At 48.6% G+C, this 23,362-nt stretch carries 20 protein-coding genes and 1 pseudogene; 16 read left to right on the top strand and 5 right to left on the bottom strand.

Annotated elements, in window-relative coordinates:
• Positions 1–24: 24 nt before the first annotated feature.
• From RF679_RS13305 to RF679_RS13240, 15 genes and pseudogenes are all read left to right on the top strand, one after another.
• Positions 25–903, top strand: coding sequence for a rhamnogalacturonan acetylesterase (locus RF679_RS13305; protein WP_309481117.1), 879 nt, complete (start codon positions 25–27; stop codon positions 901–903).
• Between the two features lie 58 nt (positions 904–961).
• Positions 962–2,206: pseudogene (locus RF679_RS18960) on the top strand (glycoside hydrolase family 28 protein); the annotation flags it as partial.
• A 198-nt stretch (positions 2,207–2,404) separates the two neighbouring features.
• Positions 2,405–3,787 carry a pectinesterase family protein gene (locus tag RF679_RS18955; protein ID WP_445013787.1) on the top strand — a complete coding sequence of 461 codons (1,383 nt, stop codon included), beginning with the start codon at positions 2,405–2,407 and terminating at the stop codon, positions 3,785–3,787.
• 39 nt (positions 3,788–3,826) lie between these two features.
• A complete protein-coding gene (locus tag RF679_RS13295; RefSeq protein WP_373921686.1) occupies positions 3,827–5,764 on the top strand; it encodes a glycoside hydrolase family 28 protein in 1,938 nt (645 codons plus the stop codon).
• 962 nt (positions 5,765–6,726) lie between these two features.
• Positions 6,727–7,263 carry a hypothetical protein gene (locus tag RF679_RS13290; RefSeq protein WP_309481115.1) on the top strand — a complete coding sequence of 179 codons (537 nt, stop codon included), beginning with the start codon at positions 6,727–6,729 and terminating at the stop codon, positions 7,261–7,263.
• 429 nt (positions 7,264–7,692) lie between these two features.
• Positions 7,693–7,929, top strand: coding sequence for a hypothetical protein (locus RF679_RS13285; protein WP_309481114.1), 237 nt, complete (start codon positions 7,693–7,695; stop codon positions 7,927–7,929).
• Positions 7,930–8,134: 205 nt separating this feature from the next.
• Positions 8,135–8,893, top strand: a complete 759-nt coding sequence (locus RF679_RS13280) for a DUF695 domain-containing protein (protein WP_309481113.1) — start codon at positions 8,135–8,137, stop codon at positions 8,891–8,893.
• Positions 8,894–8,991: 98 nt separating this feature from the next.
• Positions 8,992–9,519, top strand: coding sequence for a hypothetical protein (locus RF679_RS13275; protein WP_309481112.1), 528 nt, complete (start codon positions 8,992–8,994; stop codon positions 9,517–9,519).
• Between the two features lie 301 nt (positions 9,520–9,820).
• The gene (locus RF679_RS13270; RefSeq protein WP_309481111.1) at positions 9,821–10,135 is read left to right on the top strand and encodes a hypothetical protein; all 315 of its coding nucleotides are present in this window, start codon (positions 9,821–9,823) and stop codon (positions 10,133–10,135) included.
• A 77-nt stretch (positions 10,136–10,212) separates the two neighbouring features.
• On the top strand, positions 10,213–11,319 hold the full coding sequence (locus RF679_RS13265; protein ID WP_309481110.1) for a YrhB domain-containing protein: 1,107 nt from the start codon (positions 10,213–10,215) through the stop codon (positions 11,317–11,319).
• A gap of 89 nt (positions 11,320–11,408) precedes the next feature.
• Positions 11,409–11,738 carry a hypothetical protein gene (locus RF679_RS13260; RefSeq protein WP_309481109.1) on the top strand — a complete coding sequence of 110 codons (330 nt, stop codon included), beginning with the start codon at positions 11,409–11,411 and terminating at the stop codon, positions 11,736–11,738.
• A gap of 201 nt (positions 11,739–11,939) precedes the next feature.
• Positions 11,940–12,413 (top strand): Rieske (2Fe-2S) protein, encoded by a 474-nt coding sequence (locus RF679_RS13255; RefSeq protein ID WP_309481108.1) that lies wholly within the window; start codon positions 11,940–11,942, stop codon positions 12,411–12,413.
• A gap of 151 nt (positions 12,414–12,564) precedes the next feature.
• The gene (locus RF679_RS13250) at positions 12,565–12,930 is read left to right on the top strand and encodes a hypothetical protein (protein WP_309481107.1); all 366 of its coding nucleotides are present in this window, start codon (positions 12,565–12,567) and stop codon (positions 12,928–12,930) included.
• A 111-nt stretch (positions 12,931–13,041) separates the two neighbouring features.
• Positions 13,042–13,512: a hypothetical protein gene (locus RF679_RS13245; protein ID WP_309481106.1), complete on the top strand. Its 471-nt coding sequence runs from the start codon at positions 13,042–13,044 to the stop codon at positions 13,510–13,512.
• Positions 13,513–13,542: 30 nt separating this feature from the next.
• Positions 13,543–14,073: a hypothetical protein gene (locus tag RF679_RS13240; RefSeq protein WP_309481105.1), complete on the top strand. Its 531-nt coding sequence runs from the start codon at positions 13,543–13,545 to the stop codon at positions 14,071–14,073.
• 202 nt (positions 14,074–14,275) lie between these two features.
• Here RF679_RS13240 and RF679_RS13235 read toward each other — a convergent pair whose 3' ends face one another.
• The 5 genes from RF679_RS13235 to RF679_RS13215 form a co-directional block, all read right to left on the bottom strand.
• Positions 14,276–15,175: an SMP-30/gluconolactonase/LRE family protein gene (locus RF679_RS13235; protein ID WP_309481104.1), complete on the bottom strand. Its 900-nt coding sequence runs from the start codon at positions 15,173–15,175 to the stop codon at positions 14,276–14,278.
• Between the two features lie 9 nt (positions 15,176–15,184).
• A complete protein-coding gene (locus RF679_RS13230; protein ID WP_309481103.1) occupies positions 15,185–16,564 on the bottom strand; it encodes an MFS transporter in 1,380 nt (459 codons plus the stop codon).
• A gap of 229 nt (positions 16,565–16,793) precedes the next feature.
• Positions 16,794–18,377, bottom strand: a complete 1,584-nt coding sequence (locus RF679_RS13225) for an aldehyde dehydrogenase (NADP(+)) (RefSeq protein WP_309481102.1) — start codon at positions 18,375–18,377, stop codon at positions 16,794–16,796.
• Between the two features lie 100 nt (positions 18,378–18,477).
• Positions 18,478–19,389 carry a 5-dehydro-4-deoxyglucarate dehydratase gene (gene kdgD / locus RF679_RS13220; protein WP_309481101.1) on the bottom strand — a complete coding sequence of 304 codons (912 nt, stop codon included), beginning with the start codon at positions 19,387–19,389 and terminating at the stop codon, positions 18,478–18,480.
• 897 nt (positions 19,390–20,286) lie between these two features.
• On the bottom strand, positions 20,287–21,042 hold the full coding sequence (locus RF679_RS13215; RefSeq protein WP_309481100.1) for a FadR/GntR family transcriptional regulator: 756 nt from the start codon (positions 21,040–21,042) through the stop codon (positions 20,287–20,289).
• A 192-nt stretch (positions 21,043–21,234) separates the two neighbouring features.
• Between RF679_RS13215 and RF679_RS13210 the strand changes: the two genes are divergently transcribed.
• Positions 21,235–23,097 (top strand): M2 family metallopeptidase, encoded by a 1,863-nt coding sequence (locus RF679_RS13210; protein ID WP_309481099.1) that lies wholly within the window; start codon positions 21,235–21,237, stop codon positions 23,095–23,097.
• Positions 23,098–23,362 lie beyond the last annotated feature (265 nt).

Raw genomic sequence — 23,362 nt, 5'->3', positions numbered from 1 at the left:
AGCGAACACCACAGGAATCACATCATGTTCCAGAAGTTTCACCGTACTCAATTTGCGCGAGGCATGTTGGTCGCTAGCGCGCTGTTGATCTTGTCAGCCTGCGCGAATCATACGAATCATGCAAATCTTGCTCCGCCAAGTAATGACGCAGGCTTATTCAAATCCCAAGAACCACGACGTCTGATCTTAGTCGGCGACTCCACCATGGCGAGTAAAAGTGGCTATGGTGACGCTTTGTGTTCACAGCTGAAGCCTGCGGTTGATTGTATTAATCTGGCGCGTGGCGGACGTAGCTCAGGCAGTTTTCGAGCCGAAGGACTATGGCAGCAAGTACAGCACCTATTGAACGACAAGAAGGTAAAGACTTGGGTGTTGATTCAATTTGGTCATAACGATCAACCAGGAAAGCCTGGTCGTTCGACTGATTTAAAAACCGAATTTCCCGTCAATATGGCGCGTTATGTCGATGAAGTACGTGCTTGGGGTGGCATTCCGGTGCTCGTTACGCCACTCACGCGAAGGACTTTCCGAGACCAAGTTTTAGAAAACAATTTGCTTCCGTGGGCACAGGTGGTTGAGCATATCGCTCAAGATAAAAATGTCTTATTGCTGCCTTTGAATGCAGAGAGCTATGCAGCGGTGCAGGCAATGGGGCAAGTTGAAGCAGATACCCTCGCAGTGGCACCGCCCAATGTCGTGTTAGTTGCATCAACGACGACACCAGTAAATGTTAATACCAATGCGAACACAGCCGCGACGGTGGAACCACAAGGTACGCCAAAGTCTGCATTTGATCGCACCCATGTCGGTGTGAAAGGTGCACGTCTCTTTTCAACGATGGTCTTACGTGAGTTGATACAGGCCGAACCATCATGGGATGCCTATCTCTTGAAGCAACCATAGAGTCTAGAAGATGACGCCATCCCAATCCGCAACGACAGATCAAACCTATTTCACATCGATGATGAGACTCTCAAAATCCGGCTTTATTGCAGTGAATCTTGCTGCGGTGCTTTCGACAATTGTTTTAATTGTGCCCGCTAGTTGGGCGCAAGATAGTCGACAGGTCACAGAACCTCGGCTGCCACGCGTCTGTACTGTGCTGACCGCCACTTACTCGACTGCGGAAGCGACAGCCACTGAGGAAGTTAAGGTGGAAACGGCGAAGATTCAAATGGCGCTGGACCAATGTCCGCAAGGACAAGCGGTGCAATTGGCGGCCAACAATGAACGCGATAGTTTTGTTTCTGGCCCTTTGCGTATTCCTAGCGGTGTGTCTTTGCGAATTGATCGCGATGTAACGCTATACGCCAGCCGTGATCCGAGCTTGTACGATAAAACTGCGGGGGCTGGATTGTGCGGCGTGAATTCTGAAAGAGGGCGCCAATGTCAGACCTTCATTCGTATCGAGGACGCGCAAAATAGCGGTATCTACGGCCCCGGCGCAATTGATGGACAAGGTGGGCGACTGGTCAAAGGCAAGACGGAAAGCTGGTGGCAAATGGCCAGACGGGCGCAGCGTGAAAACAATGAGCACAATGTGCCGCGCTTGATCGAAGTGAATCGTTCACGCGAGATCACACTGTATCAAGTGCGCTTGCACAATTCGCCTAACTTCCACGTCACCCTCAATCGTGTTGATGGCTTTACGGCATGGTCGGTCGTCATTGATACGCCGAGTGATGCCCGCAATACCGATGGTATTGATCCTATTTCGTCGCGCAATATCACGATTGCCCATAGCGCTATTCGTACAGGTGACGACAATATCGCCATCAAAGGCGGTAGCAATGGTGCAGTAGAAAATGTATCGGTCTTGCATAACCAATTCTATAGCGGCCATGGGATGTCGATCGGTAGTGAAACGGTGGGTGGCGTGCGCAATGTCTTGGTGCGCGATTTAAGTATGCAAGGTACGACGTCGGGTTTGCGAATTAAAAGCGATGTGTCGCGAGGTGGTGTAGTAGAAAATATTCGTTACGAAGACGTTTGCCTGCGTGATATCAAACGTCCACTCGATATTGATACACGCTATAACCCTAAAGCCAGCGGTAATGCCTTGCCCGACTATCGCTCGGTCACCATGCAAAACGTGCACAGCCTCACTCCTGGCAATATCATATTGCGTGGGTTTGATGCCAAGCTGCCTTTGCATTTGAATCTAGATCACGTCAGTGTCGCGGCGAATTCTAAGTGGACCATAGAACATCTCGAAGCGCGCGTAGGCCAGCAAAGCTGGAATAGCCAAAATCCTAGTGATGAGCAAGCGCGTTTGATTGCGGCACTGAGCGCGGACAGCGTCATCGCATCAACAGCGGCAGCGCAATGCCAGCAGCGTTTTGCCCCTTTCCCAGTGCGAGAAGCGTTCAACTTCCGTCCTCAATTGAGCGCAGCGCAAGCGCGCATGTACGAGATGGACGAAGTCTTACAATGGGTAGGTGAGGCTGGCAAGGAAAGAAAAGATCCGTGGTTTCCACTGCAGGATCCGCTAGTCACGCAGAATCGCTTTCAGCCGGATTACCGTGTCAATCGACAGGCTGTGGCCGATGGTAAAACGCAATTTCATACGATACAAGCAGCGATCCAGCAAGCGCTTATCGATGGACGTGCCATGCTCGCCAAAGGCGGCGCGAAGCAACGTTTATATATCGAGGTAGCGCCAGCGGAATATCGCGAGCTTCTATATGTGCCAGCGACAGCAGTACCGATCACCTTGTATTCAACGGTGAGTGATGCAAGCAAGACCAAGATCGTGGCGAATTTGCATGCCGCACTACTGGGGCGTGTGTATAGCGAACGTTTTGGTGCTCAATTTACGGGACTCGATGCAAGTATTGTAGAGATGTACGACAGCATTAAAGGCCGTCAGGTGATCGGCACCAATGGAAGTGCGGTTGCTTGGATACGCGGCGCTGGTTTTCAAATCAAAAACATCACGCTAGAGAACGCTTATAACAAAGAACCGAACAAAGAACCGAATGATCAAAATGCCGAATGCCCCAACAGTAGTTGTGGAGCGACAGCGGGTACAGCGCCGGTGGTCGTGGTGCATCACCAGGCGGTGGCCTTAATGGTGGAGGGTGCTGACAAAGTGCAGTTTGAAAATATTCGTCTGCATGGCTTTCAAGATACCTTGTATTTGCGTTCGAGTAAGTTAGGCCAAAGCGTGCGTAGTTTCTTCCATCAATCCTATGTGGAAGGAAATGTGGATTTCATTTTTGGTGATACGACCGCTTATTTCTATCGCTGCGAAATTAAATCTTTGGGCGACCGTTCGACTTCATACGTCGTTGCGCCCAATACGAATTTGCGTAGCGCCTATGGTTTTGTTTTTAACCAATGTCGCTTCACTAATGATGGAAGCTCCAATGCGCTCGCCGGAAAATTCTACCTCGCGCGACAATGGTTCCATACGCAAAAATGCACGCCTTATGCGACCATTAGCATCCCCAATAATGTGCCTGGCTATCGTTGCGAGTTAGGGAGTACCGACGCGTATCAAGCTCCGCTAGGAAGCATTACACGCCCGGTTTTAGAAACGGTCGGTAAAGTGGTCGTGATGAATTCGCAGATCGGGCCGCACATCCAAAAACAACATCCGTGGGCGGACTGGAATCGCAAAGGCAGTTTGGCGTATCGCCCAGCTCAGTTTGCAGTCAGCGATTTCTTAGACAATTTACGCCAAGCAGGTTTTGATGTCGAACGACAGTTTGAATATCGCTTGCCTCTCGATATCACGCCGAATGCCGCGATCTTTCTCGCTGAATTCAACAACGAACAGCTGTAAAGTTTCACAGAATTGAACAAAACCCAGATGGAAGAAATCATGCCTTCAAGCTTATCAACTAAGACGAAATTCAACGGTGAAGAACGTTCTACTCAAAAGACAGGCGCAAAGCAAGCGCTCCCAGCAAATGCTCGCCGTCGTTTTCTGAAGAGTGGTGCTTTGGGCATGACGGCAGCAGGTGCGGCCATGGCCTTACCTTCGTTCGCCATGCAGACCAAAACGGACAGCGCTCAAGATCCGTGGAATCGGGCGCAAGCCATTATCGATAGACTCAATCAGACGCCGCGTTTTCCTGAGCATGATTTTTTGGTGACCGAGTTCGGCGCAAAGACGTGTGAAGTTGTGCCTGTCAAAGCTTGGATCTCGCATGAAGAACAAGCCATGCTGAGTAGTCCCATCGTCGGTAGTCATGATTGTTATGCGGCATTTGCAGCGGCGATTCAAGCCTGTGCCAAAGCCGGTGGCGGACGTGTCCTAATCCCACGCGGCGACTGGTACTGTGCCGGTCCCATCGTCTTACTTTCGAATGTACATGTGCATTTGCAAGCGGGTGCGCATGTCTACTTCAGTCATCAGCCAGAGGATTACGCCAAATATGGTAGCGTCGATTGCGGCGGCAATGGTCGTTTGGTGATCTCACGCTGGCAAAGTAATGACTGTTTGAATTACTCACCGATGGTGTATGCGTTTGGGCAAATCAACGTGGCTTTGACCGGCGAAGATTGGACCAGTATTTTGGATGGCCAAGGCGGGGTACCGTTCAATGAAGCGGGGGATTGTTGGTGGACCTGGAAAGGCAAACAGAAAACGATTAACTCTGTCGGCCAAGATGGCACGCCCAACTACAAAGCAGGCAAGATGTCGGAGAATACGGTCAATCCTCTGAACGCGAAGGCCTTGTCGGAAGTAGTGAATATCGCCAATGACGAAGCTGCTTTGATACAAGGTGAGGGCGATCGTTGGCGCGCTGATGGCGCCTATTTGCCGGCTTTATCCGAAGCCCGTGTGCCCTTGGCCAAACGTGTGTTTGGACGCGGCCACTATCTGCGCCCACCGATGATACAACTGATAGGCTGTGACCGTGTTTTCCTGCAAGGCTATCAAGTCACTAATACCCCATTCTGGCAGCACCATCCTGTCAATTGCCGCGATGTCGTAATTAGAAAAGTGCTTGCGAAAAGCCATGGACCCAATAGTGACGGCTTTGATCCAGAAGCCTGTGACAACGTTCTAGTCGATGCCTGCACCTTTGATACAGGCGACGATTGCATCGCCATCAAAGCAGGCAAGAATCGTGATACGCAATACGGTCCTTCACGCAATATCGTGATTCAAAATTGCACCATGCAAAGCGGCCATGGCGCCGTCACTTTAGGTAGCGAGATGGCCGGCGGCATCGAACATGTGTACGCACAAAATCTGTTGTTCGAAAATCGACACTGGGCCACCAATCCACTGAACACCGCGATTCGTCTGAAAACGAATTTGAACCGTGGCGGTTACTTGCGTCATTTCTATGTGCGCAATGTCCACATTCCAAATGGCGTACAAACCAGCCCCTCATTCTACGCCTCACTACCAGGCTCACCCATCGCTTCACGCACGGTGGCGTCAGCCGCAGGCGCCGTGGTCACCTTCGATTGCGATTACGCACCAGTCGCCGACAATGTGCGTATTCGCCCACCAGAAGTGCGCGACGTTTATATCTCCAACGTGACCGTCGGCAATGTCAGATCTAAGACTGGACAAAATTCCTGCTACCAAGCCATCGTCATCCTCGGCCCCGTCGCCTCTGATTACAATGGTCCACAACCAATGCCACCCGTTCTCCCAGTGCGCAATGTCGTGATTGAAAACTGCGACTTCGGCGACCCTGTCAATCAAGCTCAAGCCATGTATCTCTACAACGTCAAAGGCTTACAACTGAAAAACGTGAAGATTGGTAGTAAGGTGATGACTGAGGAATTTAATGCCTGAGTAAGCTTGGCTTGAATGAGTTTGAGTGACGGCGGTGGGTTCATTTCTTTGTATCGGTGCAGATCTTCATATCCGGGAAGGGGCACTGTGGACGATATGCGAGTGATCCCCACCATCACGGTCGGTGATCTATTTTTATAGTTGATGTCATTCCCGCGAAGGCGGGAATCCAGTGGCGTTTAAGCCCCACGCGCGATCAATCTCTGTACCCTTAGGAATCGCGAAAAAATTTAGAATTGAGAACAACCAATAGCCCGACTTGCTCGGGCATTTTTTTGTGTTTTTGTTTCGCATATTTGGTAGGATTGCGGGGGCTTGGAAAAATATACGTTTCACTTAATGTATAAATGGGTTTTTAGCCGCGTAGGTACGATTGGACTTTGATCGTTGATACAATAGCTTTGAGACGAATTCGCCTACTTGACATCGATTGTTCGATTGAAAAATATGACTGCCAAAAAGAAATTTTATAGGATGTTACTTCTGGTTCTTTTGGCTGGGTGGAGCATTATTGCCTTATGGGCTGTGACGGAGCACACGATATTCGTAGTATTACTCATTGCTTGGGTTTTTATTGGTTCGCGGATCGTCATGTCGGTGAAGTGCCCTAATTGCGGAATGGCTGTTAGCTACCAAGGAGCCATAGGCCCACTGAAGATTCATGGCGCGATTGCTCGAAACAAATGCAAAAATTGCGGTCAACGTTTTGATGAGCCAACGTATATGCGATTGGAGCGCAGCGTAATCGTACGCATGGAAACACAACACGTACAAAACCTTAACCCCTCCCAACTTATCGACGCACATTTGTTGCTGGTGGTAAGTGGCGTAAATCGTGGGTTGAAATGATGTGGTTGTCTAAGAAAAGGGCGAGCAGGTGATTGCGATTCGTACGATTACGCTGCGCTCCAATCGTACCTACGTGCTAAGTTCGCTAAAAATTATCGCCGGTCTTTGCCTAAATGAAAAGTCTTATTCGAACCTTCTTTCTAGCGATTATTTGCCAATTTCCACACATTGCACTCGCATGCCAACCGCTTCCAGCCGAAGCTTTGGAAGATACTCAACGTAGGGTGTATTCAGACTTTAAAGCGGCGAAATTCGTTGTCTTAGCGACGATCATTTCAGTGAAGGATGTGAAGTACGCCACAAAGAGCCTCCCTGACTATAAACTGGATGCAGAAAAAGTGAAATTCAGGATCGATGAAGTCTTTAAAGGAACAAAGAAAGTGGGAGAGTTTTTCGAAGTTCTCTCATATAGTACCTGTGCGCGTAGCGTAAAAGGTCGGAAGGGGATTCCTTATGGTCCGCAGCGTAAAAAAATCGATCCGCGTACTTTCAAGACGCAGTGGATTCTCTACTACACACCATCCGGTGACGAAAACGTTGATTTGAACTTTCAAATTACCGCTTCAACTTTGTCTCGCCCAGCTAGAGAAGCAGCTTTCGATATTGCCCAACTCAGGCGACTCGTAAGAAATAAGACCAAGCCCATGTAGGTACGATTGGAGCGCAGCGTAATCGTACGCATGCAAACACAACATGTACAGAACCTTCATCCATGCCAAATTATCGACGCGCATTTACAGCCGCATTCTTTACGGTTCCATTGATATACCTTGCAACATGCTTCTATATAAACTCACGATTGAGTTCAGGTTTTGTAGCCGTGGAGCTTGGCGACTCTGAGGAAATTTTGGTTGATAAGATGGGGCACCCAGCAATAAGGACATCGGCTGGCGTTGGTGTTCCTCGCTATGGCAAAGGGTGCGAAGCGCCATGCGCTACGCGATGGTGGTATGAAAATAGGCTTATGCTGGATCTCACCGCATGGTCGGTCGACATCGACGCCAGTGGGAAGGTAATTCATAAAACGCTATGGTCTTCGCCTTAAGCAAAAATCTAACAACCCAATCTAAGGAACTCTTATGAATCTATATGTAAGCAATTCTTTTTCTGACGAAGAGGGACCACCAGCCATGGAAGGTAAAACGGCATATCTACAAGGTTCTAAAGAAGAGTTATTGGAACTGTGCGCTTTCTTTTCACGAGTTGAAAAGCATCTTGCCGTGAACAATGGTGCGCCTTTTCATTTACATTTTCGCGACGAAAGTCATTCAATTGATAAGTCTAATGCGATTGATGTTGTGATTACGTTAGATTGAGATATTTGAGATGCAAAGTTGAGGCCTCGTCCGACTCTAAGTTAATGGCTTGAAGTGGATTTTGCTGCCGTTTTGGATAGTGTGTAAGAAGTCTTGATTGAGTGGTTTGGTAAACAAGGTCTTTCGTCTTTTAGTATTTTGTACCGCTACCAATTTTTGAGTGCAGCGTGTATTGACGGTTTTAGTTACGAGAAAGTGAATGTAAATGAGTGACTATTGGGAAAATTTTCCGTGCACGATGGGAGATAAGCCGGCCTTCATCTCCTACGATCATGGAATTTCAAAGGAATTTGAGCAGCTCAATCATGCCAATTTTGCTGGATTTCGAGTGAGCCTATTGGATTCTAACGAAAGTGGTTTTCCGGTGGCAGAAGAGTTTGCGAAGCTGAACGACGTTGAAGACTTTCTGTGCCACTCCTTCGGCGCAGATCAGGGCGTTCAAATCGGTCGTATAACAAGTAATGGATATCGCTACTTTTATTTTTACACTTCTCTCGACCAGCTGCGTAGTGAGGAAATTGCTTCAGAGGCATCGAAGATACATGGCCATCAAATTGAATTGATCTATGAACTGGATTTGGAACGCGTACGCTATTGGAATGAGTTGTATCCGACTGAGGACGATTGGCGGGTGATCAAAGATATGCGAGTGCATGAGCTTTTGAAGGAGAAGGGGGATTCACTCACAACACCTCGACACATTGATCATTGGGCCTATTTTGACTCTTGTGATCAGCGAGACGCATTTGTCAATTCGGTGAAGTCTGATTTTGAACAGATCGAATTTGGTGAAATTCAAAATGAAGAAGGGATTCGTTATTCGGTACGTTTGTCCCATACAGGTTTGCCAGATTATCGATCTATGAATACCATCACTTTGAAATTGGCCCGCGCTAGTCGGCAATATGGTGGAGATTATGATGGCTGGGAGACGATGGTGTGTGCCGATGAAGACTGTGGCTGAAAAGATCGATCGTTCTAAGTGCGTTTGTGCGAGCCAGGCGTTTATGTCGAATGATTGAGTTTTATGTGTAACTGTTGTGCTATTTTTTTTGAGATGATATGAAAAAACACTTTACCCTATTTGCACCGCTACTCCTCAGTTTGTCGCTGTTGGCAACCAGCGTGCAGGCTGAAACTATCAAAACTGCGATTGGTACTTTCGAAGTCCCAGATGGTTTAAAAATACTCGAACGTGACGAAAAGCCGGATAAAGTTACTGGTAAGCCCTCCGGTATTATTGTCTTCACAAAAGCGAACGACATGCCTCGCGCGGTATTTATCTTGTCTTGGACTGCCGTTGAAGTAAGCGACAAACCATTCGATGCCTTGGATTCCGCCGTCAAAATTGGAAATCCATTTAACAAAGATTTGACTCGAAAAGATGCAACGCAAACGAGCATTGGTGGTGTTGCTGGTGGTCGCTTTGAAGGTATCTTGCCCAATGGTTTGCGAGCCGTTAGCTACTCCGTCGAAAATTCAGGCTATCGTTTGATCGTATTGCTCAAGGGGCCGAATAAGACTCCTTATAGCGAACTCACCGATAGCTTTGCGAAATCGGTCGAGAACCTAACGTGGGCGACGCCTTAAGACATAACTTATGTGTGTAAATACGATCGGAACGCAGCGTAATCGTACGTATGTATTCAGATCTGATCGCAACGGATCGATTTGAGGGAAATGATCGATGTCTAATTTTTGTCACGATGCGCTTCTGTCGTGCGCTGAACTGACGTCGTATGTCGACGATGAAAATTTGTACGATGACGCTTTGTTTTAAACGTACCGAGGCGAGCTACACTCACCTCTCCCCACAATTAGTTTTTTTAAGTGGGGAAAGAGAAAATGACATATCAGTGAAAACAACAAAAGACTTGGAAGAGAGCCAAATATGGATGCACGAGAGGTAATCACATTGATTGCCATTTACATCGCAATTTATTATTTCAATGCGAAACGATTGTTGTCATGGATCAGAGATTTTGATAAGGAATATTCAGAAAGTTTAGGCTTTACAAGTGGTTTTGGTATGAGCGACTCGATGGCAGTCGGAAAGATCTTATTTGACAAAAATCTTCCCAAGGCGACCTATCCGAATCAAGTGAAGTTTAGATTTAAATTGACCCGCCTTATGCTCTTTCTCTCTCCAGTTTTTGTGTTGGTCACGGTTGCCCTTAACGGACTTATTATTCATATTAATTCGTAACTACGACGACTTCATACCCCCGACATGATGCCAGGTCGATGATCGGTGTTACTTCGATTAATTCGGCGAGAAAACAAATGCCTATTTCCCTTGAAAATGCTTCAGCGATCGCCGCTCAACAAATTTCGGCGATGAGTGAGCAAGGATCGCATTTGGTAGTACTGACCGATGCAACGGAAGAATATGAGGAAGGTTGGGTCTTTTACTACCAAGCCGCATCTTATCTTGATTCACAAGATGCGATAGATGCTTTGGCTGGAAACGCGCCACTTTTCGTTGCACGATCTGATGGCGCGTTCTTTGTGCTGAGTTACCATCGACTACTCACCGAATCGCTCGCTGCATATCGTGTTTGCGGCGATCCAAACGCAATCCAGCTGCCTGAAATTCGTGTTAAGACTTGGTGCGAGGGGGCTCGCGCCGTAGATGCGATTCGTTTGCTACGGCAGTACACGGGAATTGGATTGGCGCGGGCGAAGGAGATCGTTGACAATTGCTTTGATGATCTTAATCCTACACTCACAGTTTCGTCAGTATCGACAGCTCAAGAATTGGTGCTGGCTTTAAAGTCGACAGGCTTCTGTGCCGAGGTGGTTTATGGAATGTCCCCAAAATATTCAAGGAAGGAAGAGATGTTGCAAGAAAAAAGAAATTGCACGGCCTGCGGACGTTCAAGGGATGCTAATGAAACCTTCTGTCCTTACTGTACGTCTAGACCTTCACCACAGCGATTGCGTCAACGAAGTGCAACTTCAAGAGTCGACACCCATCTTGAAACTCGATGGGGTGGCGGTTCTGAAAACCCAACTGTGGATGAGCTACGGGCTGCATTAGTGGAATTATCAGTCGTCGATGAAGAGCATCCCGATACCTGGCTCGTGGATGAAAATGGTTGGTGCGTGGTCGTCAGTGCAGGTGGGGATGTAGTGCTTTCCAATGATAACGGCGATGTCAATATACATCGTACTGGGGTGTCGACGAAAATGGCATTAGAGTTATGGCTGTTGTTGCAAAGAGGTGCGATTGATGAAATTCAGAGAATATTATCCGCCGACCCTCTCGTGACAAAGGATACCCTGATCGGCCGACTTAAGGCGCACTACACGCAGAAACTAACTTCGTGGCAAGTCGTGTTCATGCTTGTGGGGACAGTTGTGTATCTGTATGTTCGTATTAATTTCTAATGGGTGAGTATGCTGTCATTACCTACGCGGGGCTAAGCAAGCTCGAATTATTCGACCGGAGTCAAATTGAAATGAGATCGTTTGTTTTTATGACGCTTACCATGTTTAGTCTCTGTGCGTTTGCAGATAACCGCGAATTACTTCAAGCGAAATTTACTAAGCCGCACCTCCCTCCCGAAAGAGTGATCGAATTGGCGAAGAAGTATTTGCACCAAGAAAAGCAAGTTGATCTTAAGAATTACAAACTTGGGCGCGTCGATTTCACCTACTATTCGCCGGTTGATAGACCGAATAGTATCGATGCTATCGGTTGGACTGTGGGATTTGAATGTAAGCAAGAAGCTGTACCTGGGTGTGATCTATTGTTAGGCATCTCAAATGACACCAAACCGAAGTTTACTTTATACCCAGGTCTGTGACTGAAGAGCGTGAGGTCGTTAGCAGGAAATTCGTACGATTACGCTGCGCTCGAATCGTACCTACGGGGGGGCTAGCTTTGGTTTTTGCGGCGCAAGTGAGGTGATATTTTGAATTCATTATCAAGAAAAGTTTTGCTATTCGCTTTCCTCGCATTGGCAGTGATTGCTCTGGTATTCATAGCGCTTCAATTCGCAAATACGATGAAACCTACCGATGTCGCTGAGCAAAATCGACCCTATTTTGAGGTTCCCGTATCAGAAATTCCTGTTGGTGAAGCGCGTGCCTTTGAATGGCAGGGCAAGCCATTCTGGATTGTGCATTTGAATCGAGAACAGATGGATGTCGTAAGTCGAGGTCATGCATCTTTGAAGAATTTGGGGACAGTGCAATTAGAGGCGCGAAAGATTAATCTTGATCGTTACCGGCAGTCAAATACTAAGGAAATACTAGTTCTGAGTTTGGTGTCGAATGTCTCTCCTTGTGGTGTCGAGTTTAAAAAAGGTTCACCGAGTGAATTACTTGATGCGTGGCGTGGTGGGTTTGTCGATAAATGTGGCAAGGGGATTTATGATGTCGCGGGACGTGCTTATGAACAGAGCCAAGCAGATGCCGAGGAATTGAAGTTGATTCCGTATTCGATGGATGGACACCGATTGAGGGTGCACGTCAATTGAGATAGTGCGAACTCAAGCCATTCACGTTCACGTCTTCATTGCGTTTTTCTGCAACAGCGAATTGAAGAGGCTATTTTGAAGCTGCATCATATTTGCCGATGTTTGGCGATGGTAACGACATTATATGTAGAGGATATGGAGAGGAGTACCGATGAAATTGCACAGTAAATTGTCACGATTATCCCTTGGCTGTTCGAAGAAAATCAGTGGTCGTATCCTCCTTGGGGCGCTCCTAAGTTTTGTGGTTTTTCATGTGGAAGCCGCCGAAGACCCTTTAGCTGCTTTGAAAAAGGATCAACCGAAAGATGTCGTCATCATGATCGATCGTATCGTTGGCTGCTCGCATTGGGCCGGCGAAGAGCCATATGATCGTGAACGCAGAGATGAAATACTCGCTGCGATGAAGTCCCTGAAATGTAAGCGACTTGACCGCGATGTTGCTGCCCTTGAAAAACGTTATGCCAAACAAGAAAAAGTGATTGAAGTTCTGAAAGAAGCAAAAGGATGGAGTTACTGATTCGTGCTTAGTTTGTGCTTAGTTCGTGCTTAGTTTGTGTTTTGTGGATCTTGTTCTTTTGTAGTGTGATGGCGAATAAAATCGATCCAATTCTAGCCACTGAGGCTTTCAATGAAAAAATATTTTTTGCTCGTTTTATCGTTGTTTGTCTCGACTTCTTCCTATGCTGAATGTGATGTCAGCAAAATTATTTCCACCATTGTGGCATCTGATGGAGCGATTATTCAGAGGGATCATTACCACAGTCAATTCTTTTTCCCGATCGTCGATGCAGTCGTAACGAATAAGGCATTATGGCTTAGAACGCTGGGAGCGGATTTTAGTCCTGTGGAGTTCAAGAATGAGAGCGGGTCAATTGAACTCCTAAAGGTTCAATTTCTCTTGCATGTGAGAGGCATGAGTAAAGACGAAGCATCGTTTAAAGTAAAGGATTATCAAGACAGTCGTATTTTCATGAGTCCTCATGTGGACGAAAGATGTAACTTTGAAGGGAAGATCGATTTGATCCTGAGAAAACGAGATGGCTCTTCCGAGAAAAGCGAATTCGTGGTGTATAAACCGATTCGTGTGAACACCAAATAGTGCAGCGTAATTTTAGATGATGGGGAATAAATGGGTTTTGCAATGTCTTGGCTAGCCGTTTCCGGCAAGAGTTCTGAGCAAGTTCTTCAGGAGCTTGAGCTTCATCGTACAGGAGAAGTCGAAGAATTTTCAGAATCGGTGATAACTGCAGTGCAGCTACCAGCTTGGTTTTTGATTGTGTTCAATGATTTTAATCCTCCAATGCTGACGTCAACGAGGTTGATGCAGCTGGCGAACGAATGCAAGGTGGTGAGCTGTCAAGTAGAGGAGCATGTCATGTACAGCAAAGTCGCTTGTTATGAAATGGGACTCGACAAATGGCAGATCATTCATGATGCACAAGAGGGAATTTATCATTTGGAAACGATCGGTGAAATGCCGAATCAATTTGACGAGATTTTTTCGGTTCAGAGGCAAGAACAAGACAATGCGGGTGGTGAAGACGCAGACGTCGACTACTTTTTTGATATTCCTCCCATGCTTGCTGAGACCATAACGAACTTTCGGCATGACCAGGTACCAGACCTTGGTGTGGATGCGCCATTCGAAGTGCTGGTTTGACAAGGCTCTGGATCTCGGCCGTGGTGGAAATTTTGGTGAAATTTGCCTCGAAGATTGAGGTCTGTATCACGAATGTGTGGCGTTGTTGCGAGTGATTTTGGAAGCTGGCGATTGAAATGCGTACGATTACGCTTCGCTCCAATCGTACCTACCGAGGTACGACCGCGGCACCCAAAGCTAGTGAGACTCTCTCTTGAACCTCTCACTTCATCCCAAACAAAGCCTCACCAATCCCCTGCGTCCCCGGCCGCAAAATAATCGTTGAGCCGGCCCATTCATCTTCGGCAGGTTGACCTGCGGCGATGGAAGTGACCATCAGTTCGTCCATGTTGGCGCCGCCGAAGCTGCACATGGCGGGTTTTTTCATGGGGATCATGATTTCACGATCGAGTTTTCCTTCGGGGGTGAAGCGGAGTAAGCGTGAGCCGTCGTTGCCGCAGATCCAGTAGCAGCCGTCGACATCGACGGCGGCGCCATCGGGGCGACCTTGGTGTTGTTTCATGTCGACGAAGACGCGTTGGTTGTGCGGCACGCCGACCTCGCAATCGTAGTCAAAGGCCCAAATCAATTGGCTGTTGGGATGCGAGTCAGAGAGATACATGGTGCGACCATCAGCGGACCAGGCTAAACCATTTTGTACCAACAGACCCGCGACAAATGGACTAGAGACACCTTGTTGTGTGGTGTAGCGATACAAGTTGCCGATGGCTTTGGCCTGGGCCATATCCATGAACATCGTGCCACTCCAGAAGCGTCCTTGACGATCGCAGCGACCGTCGTTAAAGCGTATGCCTTGTCCTAATTCGGGCGGTGCTGCTAAACGTTTGGCGTGTACTTGATGTTGCTCTCCGAGTTGCAGTTGGAAGATGCCGCTCTCCATGCCCGCGATAAAGCTGCCATCGTCGGCTAAGGCGAGGCAGCCAATCATTTCATTGGTGTTCCAATGCGACAGCTGTGGTGCGCTCGCATTTTTGTAGCGCCAAATCTTTTTGTCCGGAATGCCGACCCAATACCAGGCTTGTTCGGCAGCATGCCAGAAAGGGCTTTCACCGACACCGCAGCGGACATCGGCAACGCGTTCATAGGGAAGTGTGGTCGACATAAATCTTATTTATAAATTGGTGATCACTTGGTACTTAGGAACTAAAAGTTTCATGACACTCCATGCCACGATATAGGCAAGAGCGCAGATGGCGAACATGATGGTGTAGCCGGTTTGCAGTTGGCCTTGTTGGCCAAAATAGTCGAACAGCCATCCGCCACATTTCGTAATCAATACACCACCGAGACCACCGGCCATACCACCAATGCCTACCACCGAAGCCACGGCGCGTTTGGGAAACATATCAGAAACCGTCGTGAAGATATTGGCCGACCACGCTTGATGGGCCGAGGTTCCAATTCCAATGAGGAGTACCGGCACCCAGAAACTGAGATAGCCTAGTGGTTGTGCTAACAGCACGACTAAAGGGATGAAGGCAATGATCAGCATCGCTTTCATGCGGCCGTCGTAGGGGCTGTAGCCGCGCGAGATGAAATAGCTAGGGAACCAACCGCCGCCGATACTGCCTATCATGGTCATGCTATAGAGTACGGCGAGGGGGAATACGAAGTCCGTGGTCTTCATGCCATATTGTGCCGCGAGATACTTCGGTAACCAGAATAGGAAAAACCACCATACGCCATCGGTCATGAATTTGCCAAAGGCAAAAGCCCAGGTTTGGCGGTAGGCCAGCAAGCGGAACCAAGAAAACGGGGCGGTATCCTCATGCGACTGTGCGGCACTAGCATCGTTCGCGGTTTCATTTTGATCTTGATTGATATACGCCAGTTCTGCAGCACTGAGGCGTTTTTGTTGTTCGGGTTTGTCGTAAAAGACGATCCAAAATCCCATCCACAGGAAGCCGATGGCACCGATGATGATGAAGGTGGCTTGCCATCCCCACGCGGCAGCAATCAGAGGTACCGTGATGGGGGCTAACACTGCACCGATGTTGGCGCCCGAGTTGAAAATACCGGTCGCGAAAGAACGCTCTTTCTTCGGAAAATATTCTGCAGTGGCCTTGATCGCCGCCGGAAAATTTCCTGCTTCGCCGAGGGCGAGTACCGCGCGCGACAACATGAATCCAATAATCGATGCGGGCACAATGCTCAGTCCTAGCACGCTGGCGATACTGTTCGCCGCATTGCCAAAGAAGAGAGCAAACGCATGCATGATGGCGCCTAAGGACCAGATGGCGATGGCAACGAGAAAAGCGGTCTTGGTGCCGATGCGATCAATCAAGCGTCCTGCAAAGAGCATCGCAATCGCGTAGACGAATTGAAATGCAGCGGTGATGTTGGCGTAGTCGCTATTGCTCCAGTTGAACTCTTTACTGAGGTCTGGTGCTAATAAGCTGAGAACTTGGCGGTCCAGATAATTGATCGTGGTCGCGCAAAAAAGTAATGCGCAAATGGTCCACCGATATCGGCCTATTTGAGAACTGCTCATACACATGTCTCCGTTCAATTTTTATTTATATTTCAGAGTTGGATTGTTGCTTAGGTGATCAGTGGGACTGGCCTGATTCAAAATCTGATTCAAACTCTGATTTTTATTTTTTGTATTGGGTATAGATTGATTGGATGCTCTGATTCATTGAATGGCGATGTGATGCACGCACGCCATTCAATGTGTCTTTCATCATTTCAAATCTTTTTAAACATTTCAGTGCAATCGTTTATTTCACAACGAGTGCGCCATCGACGACTCTTGCGAGTCCGAGCGGATTGTCATCGCGCAAACTGGCCGGCAATAGTTCCGCAGGAAAGGCTTGATAGCATACGGGACGCAAGAAACGATCGATCGCTGTTGCACCGACGGACGTGGTGCGGCTATCTGACGTCGATGGGAACGGACCTCCATGCACCATCGCATGACAGACTTCCACACCTGTGGGGAATCCATTGAATAGGATGCGACCCGCTTTACGTTCCAAGACTGGCAAGAGTGGCTGTACGTAGTCATAGTCGGCGGCCGTTGCATGCACAGTGGCGGTCAATTGACCCTCGAGGGATTCGGCAACGGTTTGCATTTCATCGAGACTGGCGCATCGGACTACCAGTGAAGCGGGCCCGAAAACTTCATCGCGAAGTTCAGGTTGACTCAAAAATTGCGGCGCGTTGCAGCTCAACAGCTGTGCTTGTGCGGCGCACGCTTGGCTTGGACTGGCAGCCTGGCCTTCAGCAATTTCAGTAACCCCTGCGACTTGTTTCAGTTGGGCCGTACCTTTGACATAGGCTTGATGAATACCGGGAGTCAGCATCGTCGCTGCCGCTTTCGCTTGCATCGCTGTGCGGGCAGCATCGAGAAATTGATCGAGTTCATGGCTATCAATCGCAATCACTAAGCCAGGATTAGTACAGAATTGACCGACTCCTAAAGTCAAAGAATCAACAAATCCGGTCGCGATCTGAGCCGTTTTATTGGTCAACGCATGGGGCATCAGAAACACCGGATTGATGCTACTCATCTCCGCATAGACAGGAATCGGTTGATGGCGTTGTGCAGCAGTGCGCATCAGTGCCATACCCCCTTGACGTGAGCCAGTAAAGCCGACCGCTTGGATGGCGGGATGGCTGACTAATTCTTGTCCGATTTGGCGGCCATCTCCGATTAAGCAGGAGAAAACACCAACAGGCATATTGCATTTGCGTGCAGCACTTTGCACGGCTTGCGCCACCAATTCAGATGTGCCGAGATGAGCACTATGGGCTTTGACCACCACTGGACAACCTGCTGCGAGAGCGGATGCAGTATCACCACCAGCCACCGAAAATGCGAGCGGGAAATTACTCGCACCGAACACAGCCACGGGCCCCAAAGCAATTTTTCTGAGACGCAGATCAGGACGTGGTGGTGCACGTTCAGGCAAAGCGGAATCGAGTGTTGCGTTCAGATAGTGACCATCGCGGACGACTTTGGCGAACAATCGCAGTTGGTTCATAGTTCGACCTCGCTCGCCCTCTAAGCGTGCCATCGGCAAACCGGTTTCGCGATGGGCTCGGTCGAGAAGATCTGAACCCAATGCCATGATCTCGTCGGCGATGCTTTCTAAGAACACAGCGCGCTGTTCTGGCGTGGTCTCACGATAGGTATCGAAGGCGAGGCGAGCCAATTCACACGCATCATCCACATCATCACTGTTTGCCAAACCAAAACTCGGTTCCATTTCGGTGTTGGTCGATGGGTCGATGGCTTTGATGCTGCCTGCGGTGCCCAATCGACGTTCGTGACCGATGATCATCGTCCCTTGAATTGTCATACCTAATCCTTTTTCCAAATGTGATGTTGCTGTGGCTGATGCCGCTGCTGTTACTTTGACTGTTACTGCTATTGTGACCTTGATTTCCGGTTCGGCGGACTTATTGAGCGCCTTGTTTCAGAATCAATTGGCGTAACATTTCGTCTTCTTCTGCAGTGAGATCAGTTAATGGCGCACGTACTGGGCCACCACTATGACCTACTAAGCGCGCACCCGCTTTAACGATACTCACAGCATAGCCGGCTTTACGATTGCGAATTTCCAGGTAAGGCAAGAAGAATTCGTCGAGCAGACGGTTCACTGTAGCATGGTCATCGTTTGCTGTTGCATGATAAAAGTCCATCGCTAATTTCGGCACAAAGTTGAACACCGCAGAGGAATACACTGGAGTGCCAATCGCTTTATAAGCCCCCGCAAATACTTCCGCGGTTGGCAGGCCACCCAAGTAACTGAAACGATCACCCATACGACGCCAGATCGATACCATTAATTCGATATCGCCGATACCATCTTTGAAGCCGATTAGGTTAGGGCAGAGGTCTGCGAGTTTGGCTAAGGACGCTGGCGTCAAACGGCAATTTGCGCGGTTGTAGACCACGACACCGATATTCACTGATTTGCAGACTTCAGCCACATGCGCGACCAAACCATCTTGGCTCGCTTCGGTTAAGTAATGTGGCAGCAACAGTAGACCTTGCGCACCAAGCCGTTCGGCTTCTTGCGCTAAGGCGATGGCTTGACGAGTAGGGCCGCCAACACCTGCCAAGATGGGCACTTTACCCGCGCAAGTTTGCACCGCGGTGCGAATGATGTCGCTGTACTCAGTTCCTGTCAGCGAGAAGAATTCACCCGTGCCGCCGGCAGCAAACAAAGCACTCGCACCATACGGCGCGAGCCATTCTAGACGTTCAATATAAGTCGAAGGACGGAAATCGCCTTGTTCGTCGAAATCGGTAATCGGAAAAGATAAGAGGCCGGAAGAAAGAATTTTTTGTAGTTCGAGCGGGTGCATGGTGTCTCCAGTGGGAAGTCGAGGTGAATGCTGTCAGAAAAAAATCGTCGTTTTGCTTAAGATGTACGTCATCGTACAACTGAAAGTGAGGAAAAACAAGGGGATTTTTGAAATTCTGTGAACGGTGGTGCTGTTTTTAATTTTGTTTTTAATATTTTCTGGCGAGCGATTGGGCCTTGGTTCGAGGCTGAAATAGCTTGGTCGGGCGATTTTGAGATTCAACCCGAAGATGCTGCAAGCTTGCCATTCTCGCTCAGGGGGAATCCAGTGGCTCTGATTACTGATGAAAGAATTTACGAGCGGACACAGCGACAAACAAAGAACAAATCCCCTCCCTTGCAAGGGGAGGGTAGGGTGGGGATGGGTTTGAAGAGAACACGAAACAACGCCACTAGGCTCCTGCCTGCGCAGGAGCGACAACCCGTAGGTTGGGCTGAACAAAGTGAAGCCCAACGATATTCGTTGATTGAACTTGTGAAACCTTGGGCTTGGCAGCCCAACCTACAAAAGTTTAAATTCCATCATTCCCGCGCAGGCGGGAATCCAGTGTCTTCGATCAAGGTTGAAAGATTTTTTGCTCTGCCAGTGCGACAAACAAATAACAAATCCCCTCCCTTGCAAGGGGAGGGTAGGGTGGGGATGGGTTTGAAGAGAACACGAAACAACGCCACTAGGCTCCTGCCTGCGCAGGAGCGACAACCCGTAGGTTGGGCTGAACAAAGTGAAGCCCAACAATGATTAAGCATATGAAACGTTGGGCTTGGGAGCCCAACCTACGAGTGCTCAAGAAAGTTCATGTTAGTCGTTTTCTACGTTCCCAGCGCCGGGCTCGCAAAGCTAAATCATTGTTGTCGACAGATAGGGGCGAGACGTCAGGCTCTAATTTTCAAAAAAATCTCAAACCGATTTACCCTCAGGCCCCAACAATTCCTGCGCCCGTCGCAAACGCTCTCGACTATTACTCAAATGCGTCCGCATTGCCGCTCGTGCTGCCTCGGCATCTTTACGTAAAATGGCTTGATAAATCGCCTCATGCTCGTGCCGTACTCTCTGTAGATAGGCGAGTGGATCGTCTTCGGCGATAAGCGCTGTGTTAATACGGGCACGCGGAATGATGGTGCGTCCGAGTTGGCTTAACAGTTCAACGAAATAACTGTTACCCGTGGCTTGGGCTATCAATAGATGAAACTGGACATCCGCATCGACTGAATGTTGCTGGTCGTCGGCAGCGCTCTGCATTTGGGCGAGAACTTGCGCCAAGGTTTGTATTTGTTCTTCGCTACGTCGCGTGGCGGCATACCATGCGGCTTCGGTCTCGAGGCTAATACGGATCTCAAGAATATCGAGAACATCACGTAAGGTCACCATCGATTCATGTGGTATACCCATGCCGGACTTAGGCGGTGCAAGTACAAATGTACCGATTCCGTGACGGGTTTCGACGAAGCCACTGGCCTTCATTTGCGAAATGGCTTCGCGTACAACGGTACGGCTAACCCCGTAAATCTGCATGATCTCTGACTCAGTGGGCAGCTTTTCACCGGTTTTCAGTTCACCTTTGCGGATGGATTCCGTGATGTGTTCGACCACTGCTGCAGCCAAGTTACGAGGCTTGCTGCGTGGTGGAAGTGTCATTGCATCGAATTGCGTCATGGTTTTCTGGAGGGGGCGTCGCGATAGAGGTTGTATGATAACCGATAAATACTGCTACTCTTTGATCGGGGATGAATTCACGACATCCCCGCAAAGAAATAACAGTTTCAATGCCATTTTACTCATACAAATGAAGCTGGAGCGTGTAAGCTTTCGGGTTTTGATGCTCGAATAAAGTGGGAGAAGTTTCAGATGTTAAAGAAAACAAAAATGAGTCTGGCGTTTGCAAGTTTGAGTTTGACGACCATGGCCTTGGCATTGCCAAGCGCAGATGCGCAGCAAACGGCAACAAGTAAAGCAAATGCGCATAGTTCGGCTAGTGCTAAAAAGGGCGCACCAACCGTCGCGGAAGCAGAAAAGTTTATCAAGGACGCGGAAGAAAAACTGGAGCGACTCGGCAATGCGGCACAACGTGCGGCGTGGGTGTATGAAACGCATATCACTGACGACACTGAACTGATTTTTTCGCAAGCCAATGAACTTGCTCTCGGTGCGGCTGGTGAATTAGCAATCCAGGCGCGTCGTTATAATAATTTGCCGCTATCAGCGGACAACAAACGCAAACTCAAATTGTTGCAATTAAGTTTGAGCCTCAGTAATGACAAGGATCGCGAGCAATATGCGAAGTTGTCAGCCCAAATGAATGGTGCCTATGGCAAAGGTAAGTATTGCAAGAAGCCAGGTGATGAAGCGAGCTGTTTGAATTTGGGGCAGCTTGAGGCCATCTTGGCAAAAAGTCGCAATCCAGCCGAGTTGAAAGACGCCTGGCTGGGCTGGCATCAGGTCGCAAGCAGTTACAAAGACAGTTACGCGAAATATGTCGAAGTGTCTAACAAAGGCGCGCGTGAAATGGGCTTCGCTGATACGGGGGCGCTGTGGCGTTCACAGTACGACATGCCGCCAGAAGCTTTCGCTGCTGAGACCGAACGTTTATGGCAACAAGTTAAACCTTTGTACGACTCTCTGCATCAATACGTGCGTTTGAAATTACAGCAGACTTACGGCAAAGCGGAAGTGCCAGATAATGGTCCGATCCCAGCGCATTTGTTCGGTAATATGTGGTCACAGTCGTGGGAAAATTTATATCCCATCGTGAAACCGCAAGGCCCAGCAGCCAACCTTGATATTGCCGAAACGCTCAAGGCGAAAAATATTGATGCCAAAGCGATGACGAAAATGTCAGAAGGTTTCTACACCTCGCTCGGTATGCAAAGTCTGCCAGCCTCGTTCTACGAACGTTCGCAATTGACGAAACCACGCGATCGCGAAGTGGTGTGCCATGCATCGGCGTGGGACGTTGATGGCGATCAAGATGTCCGTATCAAGATGTGCATTAATCAGACGACAGAAGACTTCTTAGTGATCCATCATGAACTCGGTCATATCTACTACGACCTTGCGTATCGTAAGCAATCGCCCTTGTTCAAAGGCGGCGCGAACGATGGTTTCCATGAAGCGATTGGAGATACCGTGGCGTTGTCGGTCACTCCGGAATATCTGCACAAATTGGGTTTAATCAATCAAGTGCCGGATGCTTCGCAGGATGTAGGTGTGTTGATGGACCGCGCTTTGCAAAAAGTCGCGTTCTTACCGTTCGCCTACTTGGTTGATCAATGGCGTTGGAAAGTCTATGCGGGCCAAGTCAAGCCAGCTGACTATGACAAAGTATGGTGGGAATTGCGTGAGAAGTATCAGGGCGTTAAACGTCCAGCACCAAGTGAAGCAAATGGTTTTGATGCAGGCGCCAAATATCACGTCGCTTCCGATACACCTTATGCACGCTATTTCTTAGCGACGATTCTACAATTCCAATTGCATCGTGCATTGTGCCGCGAAGCAGGCTACGTTGGCCCATTGAATCGTTGTTCTATCTATGAAAACAAAGCTGCGGGCAAAAAATTCCAAGCCATGCTGGAAATGGGGACTAGCCGTCCATGGAATGAAGCTTTGAAAGCCGTATCGGGCGAAGAGAAACTCGATGCGACAGCAATGTTAGATTACTTCGCACCGTTGAAAACTTGGTTAGATGCGCAGAACAAAGCGATGGCCAAGTAAGCTCTCTAGTCGATCTCGTTGGAAAAGATAACGCGGCATGGTTTCCATCGCCGCGTTATTTTTTTGCCTCATCACGACCCAAACTTGCGACCTGATGTGTTGCAAGCCTAAGACGCGGACACACGTATCTAGTACGTCTCTATTCCTGTTTTGTGAATTGTGTCCCACATACGCTGTCCCACAAGAGAGGTAGTACAAAGTAATACCAAACGTGCCACATATTGGCGCTCCCTCTCTCATACTCGGATTTGAACTCACTGCATGA

The organism is Undibacterium cyanobacteriorum (assembly GCF_031326225.1).
Lineage (GTDB): Bacteria > Pseudomonadota > Gammaproteobacteria > Burkholderiales > Burkholderiaceae_D > Undibacterium > Undibacterium cyanobacteriorum.
The sequence above is the reverse complement of the archived record's forward strand: the minus strand, read 5'-3'. Positions and strand labels throughout refer to the sequence as shown.